The sequence below is a fragment of the Variovorax sp. dw_954 genome (assembly GCF_018449755.1).
Classification (GTDB): domain Bacteria; phylum Pseudomonadota; class Gammaproteobacteria; order Burkholderiales; family Burkholderiaceae_C; genus Variovorax.
Genome location: NZ_JAAVVD010000015.1, coordinates 129,463 through 141,994, shown reverse-complemented (window position 1 = coordinate 141,994; position 12,532 = coordinate 129,463). Strand labels below are relative to the sequence as shown.

General features: G+C 67.2%; 9 protein-coding genes. All 9 read right to left on the bottom strand.

Annotated features, from left to right (window positions below):
* Nucleotides 1–12: 12 nt before the first annotated feature.
* A complete protein-coding gene (gene pepN / locus HB681_RS22540) occupies nt 13–2,697 on the bottom strand; it encodes an aminopeptidase N (RefSeq protein ID WP_213957092.1) in 2,685 nt (894 codons plus the stop codon).
* Complete coding sequence (locus tag HB681_RS22535) at nt 2,684–3,358, bottom strand: HAD family phosphatase (RefSeq protein WP_213957091.1); 675 nt, start codon at nt 3,356–3,358, stop codon at nt 2,684–2,686. The genes pepN and HB681_RS22535 overlap by 14 nt, the downstream gene beginning before the upstream one ends.
* Nucleotides 3,358–4,462, bottom strand: a protein-coding gene (gene prfB, locus HB681_RS22530) for a peptide chain release factor 2 (protein ID WP_213957090.1) whose coding sequence is annotated in 2 segments (ribosomal slippage) — nt 3,358–4,380 and nt 4,382–4,462 — 1,104 coding nt in all. Because the reading frame shifts where the segments join, the coding sequence is not laid out codon by codon here. Before prfB ends, HB681_RS22535 begins: the two co-directional genes overlap by 1 nt.
* A 139-nt stretch (nt 4,463–4,601) precedes the next feature.
* Nucleotides 4,602–5,183 carry an ABC transporter ATP-binding protein gene (locus HB681_RS22525; RefSeq protein WP_213957089.1) on the bottom strand — a complete coding sequence of 194 codons (582 nt, stop codon included), beginning with the start codon at nt 5,181–5,183 and terminating at the stop codon, nt 4,602–4,604.
* A 69-nt stretch (nt 5,184–5,252) separates the two neighbouring features.
* Nucleotides 5,253–6,452, bottom strand: coding sequence for a hybrid sensor histidine kinase/response regulator (locus tag HB681_RS22520; RefSeq protein ID WP_213957088.1), 1,200 nt, complete (start codon nt 6,450–6,452; stop codon nt 5,253–5,255).
* Nucleotides 6,442–7,026 carry a chemotaxis protein CheB gene (locus HB681_RS22515; protein WP_213957087.1) on the bottom strand — a complete coding sequence of 195 codons (585 nt, stop codon included), beginning with the start codon at nt 7,024–7,026 and terminating at the stop codon, nt 6,442–6,444. Before HB681_RS22515 ends, HB681_RS22520 begins: the two co-directional genes overlap by 11 nt.
* A 58-nt stretch (nt 7,027–7,084) precedes the next feature.
* On the bottom strand, nt 7,085–7,936 hold the full coding sequence (locus HB681_RS22510; RefSeq protein ID WP_345944726.1) for a protein-glutamate O-methyltransferase CheR: 852 nt from the start codon (nt 7,934–7,936) through the stop codon (nt 7,085–7,087).
* Nucleotides 7,933–11,430 (bottom strand): response regulator, encoded by a 3,498-nt coding sequence (locus HB681_RS22505; protein ID WP_213957085.1) that lies wholly within the window; start codon nt 11,428–11,430, stop codon nt 7,933–7,935. The genes HB681_RS22510 and HB681_RS22505 overlap by 4 nt, the downstream gene beginning before the upstream one ends.
* 149 nt (nt 11,431–11,579) lie before the next feature.
* Nucleotides 11,580–12,497 carry an alpha/beta hydrolase gene (locus HB681_RS22500; RefSeq protein ID WP_213957084.1) on the bottom strand — a complete coding sequence of 306 codons (918 nt, stop codon included), beginning with the start codon at nt 12,495–12,497 and terminating at the stop codon, nt 11,580–11,582.
* Between the last annotated feature and the right edge of the window lie 35 nt (nt 12,498–12,532).

Sequence of the window (12,532 nt, the reverse complement as noted above, 5' to 3'; positions counted from 1 at the left end):
AATTCAAGTTTTTCAGCCTGCAAGGGCGCGGCTGACGACTTCTTGCGTGTCCTTGCTGAGGTCTGGCCGTGCCGCAACACGCGCGATGGCTTCGCGGGCGGCGCTGCGGTAGGGTTCGGCCAGCTTGCTCCAGCGGTCGAGCGAGCGGGCGAGGCGGGCCGCCACTTGCGGGTTGATCGCATCGAGTTCGATCACGCGGTCGCTCCACCAGACGTAGCCTGCGGCGTCGGTGCGATGGAAGGCGCCGGGGTTGGCGCTGCAATAGCTGAAGATCACGCTGCGCGCACGGTTCGGGTTCTTGAGCGAGAAGTCCGGGTGCTTCATCAACTGCTTGACGAGCGGCAGCACGTCGCCGCCGCGGTCGGGCGCGCCGGCCTGCAGCGAGAACCACTTGTCGAGCACCAGTGCCTCGTTCTTGAAGATCGCGTGGAAGCGCGCCAGCGCCTGTTGCGCCAGCGCATGGCCCGACGACACCAGCGCATAGAGCGCGTTGAAGCGGTCGGTCATGTTGCCCGCGTCCTTGAAGCGCTGCAGCGTCTTGCCGGGCCACACGGTGTCGCCCGATGCACGCGCCGCCAGGCACAGGTTGTCCAGCGCCAGGCCGGACAGCGCGCGGCGGCCGGCCGACAGCGGGTCGGGGTGATAGGCGCCGGTGTCATGGTTCTGCTCATAGGCCCATTCCCAGTCACTGAGCAGCGCGGTGGCGAGCTGGGCGCGCATCGCCTCATGCACGGCATGCACGCGTTGCGGGTCGACCACCTCGAGCTGTTCAGAGATGTAGGTCTCCGACGGCAGCGTGAGCACCAGTTCCTTGAAGGCGGAATCGAGCTTCGGGTCGCGCAGCACGCCGCGCATGGCCTGGATGTAGGCATCGTCCAGCCCGGCCGCATCCGCCGCCTGCCCGATGATGGCACCGAGCGCACGACGCATGGCCAGGCGCTGGCCGGCCTCCCAGCGGTTGAACGGATCGGGGTCGTTGGCCAGCAGCGTGAGCAACTGGGCATCGGTGTACTCGAAGTCGAGCACCACCGGCGCGCTGAAGCCGCGCAGGATCGACGGCACCGGTTCGCTGTCGATGCTGTTGAAGGTGATGCTCTCGTGCTGCTGCGTGAGCACCAGCGTGTGCGACTGGACGGTGGCCGCGTCTTCGTCGCCCTGCAGGTGCAGCGGCAGCTCGCGGCCGTCCTGCGAGAGCAGGCCGAGCGTCACCGGGATCACGAAGGGTTCCTTGTGCGCCTGGCCGGGCGTGGGCGCGCAGCTCTGCGTGAAGTCCAGCGTGTAGGTGCGCGCGGCGGCGTCGTAGAGACCGCGTGCAGTGACGCGCGGCGTGCCGGCTTGCGAATACCAGCGCTTGAACTGCGGCAGCAGGGCGGCCAGTTCGGATTCGGGGTTGGCATCGGCGATGGCCTGCGCGAAGTCGTCGCAGGTCACGGCGTCGCCGTCGTGGCGTTCGAAGTACAGCGTGATGCCCTTTTCGAAGCCCTTGCGGCCGACCAGCGTCTGCATCATGCGCACCACCTCGGCACCCTTCTCGTAGATGGTGACGGTGTAGAAGTTGCTGATCTCGATGTAGCTGTCAGGCCGCACCGGATGCGCCATCGGGCCGGCGTCCTCGGGGAACTGGGCGGTGCGCAGCACGCGCACGTCCTCGATGCGCTTGACGGCACGCGCCGAGGCGTCGGCGCACAGGTCCTGGCTGAACTCCTGGTCGCGGAAGACGGTGAGGCCTTCCTTCAGCGAGAGCTGGAACCAGTCGCGGCAGGTGACGCGGTCGCCCGACCAGTTGTGGAAGTACTCGTGGCCGACGACGCTTTCGATGTTGCTGTAGTCGGCGTCGGTGGCGGTGGCCTGGTTGGCCAGAACATACTTCGTGTTGAAGATGTTCAGGCCCTTGTTCTCCATCGCGCCCGCGTTGAAGTCGCTGGTGGCGACGATCATGAAGCGGTCCAGGTCCAGCGGCAGGCCGAAGCGGGCCTCATCCCACGTCACCGAATGGATCAGCGAGTTCATCGCATGCTCGGTCTTGTCGAGGTCGCCGGCACGCACATAGACCTGGAGCAGGTGCTCCTTGCCGTTGCGCGCCTTGATGCGCTGCTCGCGTGCGACCAGCTTGCCGGCCACGAGGGCGAACAGGTAGCTGGGCTTCTTGAACGGATCGACCCACTTCGCGAAGTGGCGGCCCTCGGGCAGGTCACCCTGGTCGACCAGGTTGCCGTTGGACAGCAGCACGGGATAGAGCGACTTGTTGGCGCGCAGCGTGACCTGGTAGCTCGCCATCACGTCGGGACGATCGAGGAAGTAGGTGATGCGGCGGAAGCCTTCGGCCTCGCACTGGGTGAAGAAGGTGTCCTCGCTCACGAACAGGCCCATGAGCTTGGTGTTCTTGCTCGGGCAGCAGGTGGTGAAGAGTTCCAGTTCGAAGGCGTCGGGCAGGGTGTCGATCACCAACTGGTCGCCTTCCATGCGGAAGGATGCGCCCTGGCCGTCGACCAGCACGCGCGCCAGGTTGAGTTCGTCGCCGTCCAGGCGCAGCGCTTGTGCCGGAACGTCCATGTTGCGGCGCATGCGCATGCGGTTGAGCACGCGGGTCTTGGCTGGGTCCAGGTCGAAGGTGAGGTCGACGGTGTCGATCCACCACGCCGGTGCGGCGTAGTCCTCGCGACGAACCGCCACGGGTTGTGCATCACGCAGTTGCATCGAGTGTCTCCAGAAAATTTGATTGAGCGAGTTCTTCGTAGTCCTTGACCGCCGCCATCACATGCGGGCCGGCCAGCTCCTGGGTGGTGTGGGTACTGCAGACGGCCACGGCGCGCATGCCGCCGCGGCGCGCGGCCTCGATGCCGAAGGGCGCATCCTCGAAGACGATGCAGCGGGCCGGGTCGGCGCCGATGCGGCGCGCGGCCTCCAGGAAGATGGCCGGCGTCGGCTTGCCGGTCAAGCCCTCGTCGCCACCGACGATGGCCAGCGGCAGAGGGTCCATCTTCAGGCGCGACATCGCGAACTCGATGTTGTGCTTGTCGCCGGCCGTGCCGACGGCGATCTTCAGGCCGCGTGCTACGGCGGCCTTGGCAAAGGCAGTGAAGCCCGCGACCTCCGTGAAGTTGTCGTGGAACAGATCGCGGTAGATCGTTTCCTTCTCGTGCACCAGCGCCTCGCATTCGGCGTCGCTCAGCACGCGGTCGTCGAACAGCACGCGCATGCATTCGACGCCGGTGCGGCCGGTGGTGCGCGCGAGCAGGTCGCTCACGTCGATGTCGAGCTTGTGGTTGCGCGCGAACACCACCCACGACTTCGCATGCCAGGGCATGGAGTCGATCATGGTGCCGTCCATGTCGAAGATCAGCGCTTCGACCTTCATCAGACGCCTTGCTTCAGCGAAGCCTCGATGAAGGCATCGAGGTCGCCGTCCAGCACCTTCTGCGTGGCCGAGATCTCGACGTTGGTGCGCAGGTCCTTGATGCGGCTGTTGTCCAGCACGTAGCTGCGGATCTGGTGGCCCCAGCCCACGTCGGTCTTGCTGTCTTCGAGCTTCTGCTGCTCTTCCTGGCGCTTGCGCAACTCGTGGTCGTACAGGCGCGAGCGCAGGCGCTTCCACGCGACGTCGCGGTTGCTGTGCTGGCTGCGGCCGTCCTGGCACTGCACCACGATGCCGGTCGGGATGTGCGTGAGGCGCACCGCCGAGTCGGTCTTGTTGATGTGCTGGCCACCGGCGCCGCTGGCGCGGAAGGTGTCGGTGCGCACGTCGGATGGGTTGATGTCGATCTCGATCGAGTCGTCGATCTCCGGGTAGACGAAGATGCTGGCGAAGCTGGTGTGACGGCCGCCCGACGAGTCGAAGGGCGACTTGCGCACCAGGCGGTGCACGCCGGTCTCGGTGCGCAGCAGGCCGAAGGCGTAGTCGCCCTCGACCTTGATGGTCGCGCCCTTGATGCCGGCCGTGTCGCCGGGCGACTCGTCCTCGATGGTGGTCTTGAAGCCCTTGCGCTCGGCGTACTTGAGGTACTGGCGCAGCAACATGCTGGCCCAGTCGCAGGCCTCGGTGCCGCCGGCGCCGGCCTGGATGTCCACGAAGGCGTTGAGCGGGTCGGCCGGGTTGTTGAACATCCGGCGGAATTCGAGCTGCTTGATCAGCGCTTCCAGCTTGCCGGCGTCGTCCGAGATGGCCTGCAGTCCGTCGAGGTCGCCGTCGGCCTTCGACATCTCATACAGCTCGGTGTTGTCGGCCAGCTCGCTCGTGAGCTTGCTGATCGTCTCGACCACGTCGTCGAGCGATTTCTTCTCGCGGCCCAGTTCCTGGGCTTTCTTGGGGTCGTTCCAGACCGTCGGGTCTTCGAGCGATGCGTTGACTGTCCTCAGTCGTTCAGCTTTGGCATCGTAGTCAAAGATACCTCCGGAGATCGACTGTCCGGACGCTCAGGTCCGCGAGGTTGGTGCCGATCTGGTTGATTTGTTCTGCGTCCATGATGTGTCCTGCTTGTGTGTGTTCGGTGGCCCGGCGTGACCGGGAGGCAACCCGGTATTTTCTCACGCTGGAATACTGTCTGCGGCGAAGGGCACAAGCGAGGGCGCGCGGCGGGCGGGTGCCGCCCGGCCCGGGAGGGTCAGAACCGTCTGTTGTACATGAAGGTGATGCCCGCAGTGCCCAGGGTGGCCAGCTCGAAGGCATCGTTGGGCGTGACGCGCCAGCCCACGGACGGGATCAGGCCCGGCGACCAGCCGTTGTGGTTGTACGGGACCTTGTCCTTGTACTTGCCCTTGTAGCCGTACAGGATGCCCGCGGTGAGCTTGGCATAAAGCTTCGGCTGATCGAAGAGGTTTTCCCAGATATGGCCGTAGTAGGCATAGGCCGAAGGCTGGCCGAAGGAGTTGGTGAAAGCGGCAAAGCCCCAGATCTGGCCGTCTTCCCGCAGCCGCGCCAGCCCGACCAGCCAGACGTTCTTGTGTTCCGGATCGCTGTGGAAGTGATAGCTGTAGGGCGAGAAGGTGAATTCCCACTTGGCGCCGTCCTTCAGTGTCGGAAAGGCCGCGGGGGCGCTGGGCTGGACCGTGGCGGTAGCGGGACCGGTAGCGGGAGCGGGGTCGGCAGGCGTGGCAACGGAAGCATCCTGCGCCCACGCGGCGGGCGCGACCAGGCAGCCGAGGGCCAGCGCGACTTTCCCCAGCCTTTTCGATTTCTTGTGCATGAACATCCCGAGTCGTGATTTTCGAAACCCGAGATTGTCGGCCAACCGGCGGGACCGCCCGCTGCGGGTCTACCCCCCCGGGGATTGCAGCGGCAGCACCACGGTGAAGCAGGCGCCCTGGCCGGGTGTGCTTTCGACCAGGATCTCGCCGCCATGGGCATGAACGATCTGCCGCGCGATGTAGAGGCCCAGACCCAGGCCCGGAGCCTGCTTGCGGCTGGATTCGGTGCGTTCGAACTGGCCGAAGATGCGCTCCTGGTCGACCACCGCGATGCCCAGGCCGTTGTCGCGCACCTTGATGTGCGCCTGGCCGTCGCTCGCCGCGACCGTCACCGCGACCGGCTTGCCGGCGCCATAGCGCATCGCGTTGGTGAGCAGGTTGGTCAGCACCTGCTCGATGCGGAATTCGTCCCACGCGCCATGAACCGCCAGCGGCGCTCCCAGCGTGATGACGCAGCCGGCGGCTTCGGCCTGCTGCGCCAGGCTTTCGACGACGCGCCGTGCGAGCGCGGCGGCATCCACGGGCTTGGGCTGGATCGACAGGCTCCCGCTGCGCAGCCGCGACACGTCGAGCATGTCGTCGATCAGCCGCACCATGTTCTGGATCTGGCGCTGGTCGCGCTCGATCATCGCGGGCAGCCGCTCCGCCTCGAAGGGTGCGCTGTTGCCGCGCGACAGGTGCAGCTTGCGCACCTGCGTCTCCAAGTAGAGCGTGTTGAGGGGCGTGCGCAACTCGTGCGACACCATCGACATGAAGTCGTCGCGCATGCGCACCGCCCGCTCCAGCTCGCATTGCGCGGCCTGCAACTGCTTCACCAGCTGCTCGGTCTGCCGGTGCGAGGCGGCCAGCGCGTCCATCTCGCGCCTGAGCGCCTTGCGGTGCCGGTAGAGGTCGACGAACACGCTGACCTTGCTCTGCACCACGTGGCCATCCAGCGGCTTCTGCAGGAAGTCGACCGCGCCGCTTTCATAGCCCTTGAAGGCATAGTTGAGTTCGCTGCCCGCGGCGCTCACGAAGATGATCGGGATGTGCCGCGTGCGCTCGGTGCCGCGCATCATCTCGGCCAGCTCGAAGCCGTTCATGCCCGGCATCTGCACGTCGAGGATCGCCAGCGCGAACTCGTGCTCCAGCATCAGCGCAAGCGCCGCATCGGCTGACGATGCCTGGAACACCGTGCGCCCCTCGCCCCGCACCAGGGCGTCGAGCGCCAGCAGGTTCTCAGGCAAGTCGTCGACCAGCAACAGCTTGCTTTCGTGTTCAAGGGGCATGGGCGGAATCCAGTTTCAGGAGCAGGTCGCGCAGTTGGCGCAAGGGAAGGACGTGGTCGGGCCGATGTCGCGCCAGCGCGGCGCGGGGCATGGTGGGTGCCTGGGCTTCGTCGGGATCCTGCACGGCGGTGAAGCCGCCCGCGCGGTGGATCAGGGCGAGGCCGTCGGCGCCGTCTTCGTTGGCGCCGGTCAGCACGAGGCCGGCGAGTGCAGGGCCATAGGCATCGGCCGCCGAAGCCATCAGCACGTCGATGGAAGGGCGGGACCAGTGCAGCGGCGGCTCGCAACTCAGCGAGAAGCAGCGGTCGCGCTCGATGGAGAGGTGATAGCCCGGCGCCGCGAAGTAGAGCGTGCGAGGCGCGATGGGCGCCTTGTCACGGGCCTCGCGAACATCCATGGGCAGGCGCGGGCGAAACACCTCGGGCAGTCGGCTTTCGTGCGCTTCGGGCAGGTGCAGCACCGCCACGAGCGGGATGCGCCAGCCGACAGGCAGGTCGGCCAGCAGCACCATCAGTGCGTCGACGCCGCCCGCCGACGCACCGATCACGATGGCTTCGAACATGCGGCCGTTCATGAGCCGAGCTCCGGGGCTTGCGCTTCGGTGCGGGCAGTTCCGGACGGCAACGCCTGGCTCATTGCGCCTTCCTGTAGATCCGCTCGAGCGGCGAGAGCGCACGGAAGCGTTCGGCGTACGCCGAGAAATCGATGCTTTCCTTGCTGCCGAGGCCAAGGAAGCCGCGATGGCAAAGCGACTCGTGGAACAGCCCGAGCGCCCGGTCCTGCAGCTGCCGGTTGAAGTAGATCAGCACGTTGCGGCAGGACACCAGTTGCGTCTCCGCGAACACGCTGTCGGTGGCCAGGCTGTGGTCGGCAAAGATCACGTTGGCGCGCAGGCTCGGGTCGAAGCGGGCCGCGTCGTAGGCGGCGGTGTAGTAGTCGGAGAAGGCGCGCTGGCCGCCGGCGCGCTGGTAGTTGGCCGTGAAGCCGCGCACCGCGTCGAGCCCGAAGATACCCTGGCGCGCCTTGTCGAGCGAGGCGGGGTTGATGTCGGTGGCGTAGATCAGCGCGCGTTCCAGCAGGCCTTCCTCGCGCAGCAGGATGGCCAGCGAATAGACCTCTTCGCCGGTGCTGCACCCGGCCACCCAGACCTTGATCGACGGATAGGTGTGCAGCACCGGCACCACCTGCCGGCGCAGCGCCAGGAAGTAGGCCGGGTCGCGGAACATCTCGCTCACGGGGATCGTGAGGAACTGCAGCAGTCGCGCGAACAGGGCCGGGTCGCGCAGCACCTTCTCCTGCAGCGCTGAGATGGTCGGCAGGTCGAGCTGGTCCAGCGCGTACAACACGCGGCGCTTCTGCGAGGCGCCGGTGTAGTCCCGGAAGTCGTGGTTGTACTTGAGGTAGATCGCCTCCATCAACAGCCGCAGTTCGATGGCGGTGTTGTCGGGCGGCTGCGCCTTCGAGGACGCCGCGGACTGGTTCACAGGCGCTCCATCTTCGGCATCCACACGCGCAGCAGCGAGAACAGGCGGTCCAGGTCGACCGGCTTGGCCAGGTAGTCGCTGGCGCCCGCGGCGATGCATTGCTCCTGGTCGTCCTTCATGGCCTTGGCGGTGACGGCGATGACCGGCAGCTTCTGGAAGCGCGGGTCGCGGCGCAGGCGGCGCGTGGCCTCGAGGCCGTCCATCTCCGGCATCATCACGTCCATCAGCACCAGGTCGATGTCGGGCACGCGGTCGAGCTTGTCGAGCGCCTCCACGCCGTTGCGGCCGATCTCGACCACGGCGCCGCGCTGCTCCAGCGCACTCGTCAGCGCGAAGATGTTGCGCACGTCGTCGTCCACCAGCAGGATGCGGCGGCCTTCGAAGACGCGGTCGCGCCCGCGCGCGGTCTTCAGCATGGTCTGGCGCTCGCTCGACAGCTTGGACTCGACCTTGTGCAGGAACAGCGTGACCTCGTCGAGCAGCCGCTCCGGCGAGCGTGCGCCCTTGATGATGATCGAGCGCGAATAGCGCAGCAGTTCGGCCTCCTCGTCGCGCGTGAGGTTGCGGCCGGTGTAGACGATGACGGGCGGGAACGAGACGATCTCCTCCGACGCCATGCGCTTCAGCAGTTCGCTGCCTTGCAGGTCAGGCAGCTTCAGGTCGGTGATCATGCAGTCGAATACGCGCTGGCGCAGCAGGGCCAGCGCTTCCTCGCCGGTGGCGACCGCGGTGATGGCGACGTCCTCGTCCGAGATGAGCCGGATCACGCTGTCGCGCTGCAGGTCGTCGTCTTCCACCACGAGCACCTGCTTGACCTTCTGCGCGAGCTTCTCCTCGAGCTTGCGGAACACGGCCTTCAACTGTTCGCGCGTGGTGGGCTTCAGCGCATAGCCGATCGCGCCCATGTGCAGCGCGGCCTCCGACTGGTCGTGGGCCGAGACCACATGCACCGGAATGTGCCGCGTGCGCGGATCGTCCTTGAGGTGCTGCAGCACCTGCAGGCCGGGGCTGTCGGGCAGGCGCATGTCGAGCAGGATCGCGTCCGGCACGAACTTCGCGGCCAGGTCGAAGCCATCGATGGCGCCGTGCGCGACCAGGCAGCGGTAGCCCAGCTCGTGGGCCAGGTCGTAGAGGATGTGGGCGAACTGCGGCTCATCCTCGATGACCAGCACGCGGCGCGACGGGTCGGGCGGCAGTTCGCGGTCATCGGAGAACTGCGGGATCTCGGGGGCCGGCACGGTTGGCGACGACACTGGCTTGGCGACCGCGGGCACATGGAGCGAGCGCATGGCCGGGGCGGTCCGCGCGGCCGGCACGGCGTCGCCCTTGCGGCCGGATGTTTCCAGCGGCTTGTCGATGTCGGCCGGCAGTTCCAGCGTGAAGGTGCTGCCTTCGCCGGGCGCGCTGTCGACGGACAGGGTGCCGCCGAGCAGCCGCGTGAGGTCGCGCGAGATCGACAGGCCCAGGCCGGTGCCGCCATAGCGCCGGCTGGTGGTGCCGTCGGCCTGGCGGAAGGCTTCGAAGATCACCTCCTGCTGGTCAGGTGCGATGCCGATGCCCGAATCGCTCACGGCCAGGCGCACGCCGCCATCGGTGCCGCGCATCGCGTGCAGGCGCACGGCGCCGCGGTCGGTGAACTTGATGGCGTTCGACATCAGATTCCTCAGGATCTGCTCGACCCGCTGCCGGTCGCTGACGAGGCTGGTGGGTGCGTCGGGCGCGACCTCGAGCTTGAAGTCCAGCTTCTTGTTCTGGGCCAGCGGCGTGAAGGTCATCGTCAGGCCCTGGGCCAGGCTTGCGAGCGTGATGATCTCCGGCACGACGTCGAGCTTGCCGGCCTCGACCTTGGCAATGTCGAGGATGTCGTTGATCAACACCAGCAGGTCGTTGCCGGACGAATAGATCGATTCGGCGAATTTCACCTGCTCCGGCGTCAGGTTGCCTTGCGGGTTGTCGCCGAGCAGCCTGGCCAGGATCAGTGCGCTGTTGAGCGGCGTGCGCAGCTCGTGCGACATGTTGGCCAGGAACTCGGACTTGTAGCGGCTGGCGCGCTGCAGCTCGTCGGCACGGTCTTCCAGGTCCAGCTGCACGCGCTTGAGCGCGGCATTGCGCTGGTCCAGCGCCTCGGTGCGCTCGGAGAGCTGGCTGTTGGTCTGCTCCAGTTCGGCCTGCTGGTTTTCCAGCGTGGCTTGCGACTGGCGCAGCACGCGCGACTGTTCCTCCAGCTCCTCGTTGGCGGTGCGCAGCTCTTCCTGCTGCACCTGCAGCTCCTCGTTGAGTTGCTGCGTCTCGGCCAACGCGTCCTGCAGCTGCTCGCGATAGCGCGCCGCGGCGACGGCGCTGCCGATGTTGCCGGCCACGGCGTCGAGCAGCGAGGAGGCGCGGTCGTTCGGCCGGTGCATCAAGCCCAGCTCGATCACGCCGTTGACCTGGCCTTCATTGGTCACCGGTAGCAGCAGCGCAGCGCGCGGCGCGGTGTCGCCGAGGCCCGAGTTGACCTTGAGGTAGTCGGCCGCGACCGGCTCCACGAGCATCGTCCGCTTCTCCGCCGCGGCCTGGCCGAGCAGGGATTCCGTGGGCGCGAAGACCTGCGGGCTGGCCTCCGCCTCCGCGGAAAATCCGTAGCTCGCGACGCGGCGCAGTTGTCCGTGCGGCTCGCGCACATACAAGGCGCCGACGCCGCTGCCGACGTGGCGCCCGAAGAATGCCAGCGCCTTGCGGCCCAACTCGCGGGCGCTGAGCTGGCCCACCAGTTCGGCCGCCAGTTCGGTCTGTGCGCTGCGCAACCAGGCTTGCTGGTGCAGGATCTCGGCATGTGCGGCCTGCTCGGCCAGCGCGGCCTCATAGCTGCCGGAGAGCTGCGTGAGCTGGCGACGGCCGAAGTAGGCCAGCAGCCCGGTCAGCAGGAGGCTGAACAGGACATACGAGCCGACCACCACCATGCTGGTGTTGTTGGCGGTGTTGTTGCGCTGGAATCGCAGGGCCTGTTCCGTTTCGAGGAAGGCCGTGTACTCGTCGCGCATGGCCTCGCTGAGCGCACGGCCGCGGCCGGAGACGACCGCCTTGCGATAGTCCTCGTCGAGCCGCCGTGCAGCGATCAGTTCGCCGGCGTAGGCGAGCCAGCTCTTCTGCTCCGCCGTGATGCGGTCGACGCGCTGCACCTGCTGCGGGTTGTCGGAAACCAGTTCGCGCAGGGCCGACAGCCTGCCTTCGATGCGCGCCTGGGCCGACTCGTAGGGCTCCAGGAAGCGTGCGTCCCCGCTGATCAGGAAGCCGCGCATGCTGGACTCCATGTCCACCGACAGGCGCTGCGCCTCGGTCGCGCTGCGCGTCACCTGGTCGGTGTGCTCCACCCAGGCAATCACGGACAGCAGGTAGAAGATCAGCCCCGCGAAAATCACTGCCCCCACGAGGCCCGCGATCAGCGGCAACTTGACGTTGCGGCTCAGCACGCGCTGGAAGGCTTGGTTGTCGATCAGGGTCTGGCGATTCATGGGCAAGGGCGGGTGGGGCAAAACCTGAGGAGTCTGCCCGAGCCCGCCCGCTCGCCGTGTCGGAGAAGACCGCGCGTTGCGGCACGTGTCAAGAGGGAAACGGCACCCACGCCTCGCGCCCTGCGCGAGCCGCGCGTTCCCCTGGCCGCTCAGCCCGCCAGGAACTGGGCGATCAGCGAGGCGACCCGGGCCGGCTGGTCGTGATGCAGCATGTGACCCGCCTGCGCCACCGTCTCCACGCGCGCATCGGGCACGGACTTGAGGCGCTCGTGGTAGTCGTTGAGCGTGTAGCGGTCTTTCCACCAGCCGCCCAGGCTGTTGCCGTCAGCGATCACCGCGAGCACCGGGGCCGTGATGCGGCGGTACATCGCGAGGACTTCATCGACCCGGTAGTTCTGCGCGCTGGTGATCTTGTGGCCCGGTTCGCCGCGGATCTGCCATTGAGGGCGGCCGTCCTCGGTGGTGGTCTCGCGCGCCCATTGGCTGGCCAGCCAGTGGGCCTTGTCGGGGCTCAGGCGCGGGTTGGTCTTCATGAGCCGCCGCGCCACGCCCGCCAGCGTCGTGTAGGGGTGCAGGTCCAGTTCGCCGCGGTGCATGCGCTTGATCTCGTCCATCCACTTGCCGTAGCGCGCCGGCGCTTCATCGGCCTGTGCGGCCGGCATGCCGAAGCCTTCGAGGTTGACCACGCGACGCACGCGCTGCGGCCGCACGCCGGCGTATTGCATGAGCACGTTGCCACCCATGCTGTGGCCGACGATGTCGACTTTGGCCTCGCCCGCGTAGTGGTCGAGCAGCCAGTCGAGGTCGGCCATGTAGTCGGCGATCCAGTAGTTGTCCACGCCCGGCGCCTCGGTGAGGCCGAAGCCGCGCCAGTCGGGGGCGATCACGTGGCGTTCCTGGGCAAACGAGTCCACCACGAACTGCCAGGACGCCGCCACGTCCATCCAGCCGTGCAGCAGCACCAGCGGCGCCTGGCCGGGCGTCGGATCGCCCCAATGCAACACGTGATATTGGAGCCCGCGCACCGGGATGAATTCGCTGCGGGCAGGACGGAGAGGCTGGTACATGCGGCCGATCATAAGCAGCGACTCCGCGAGAGGCG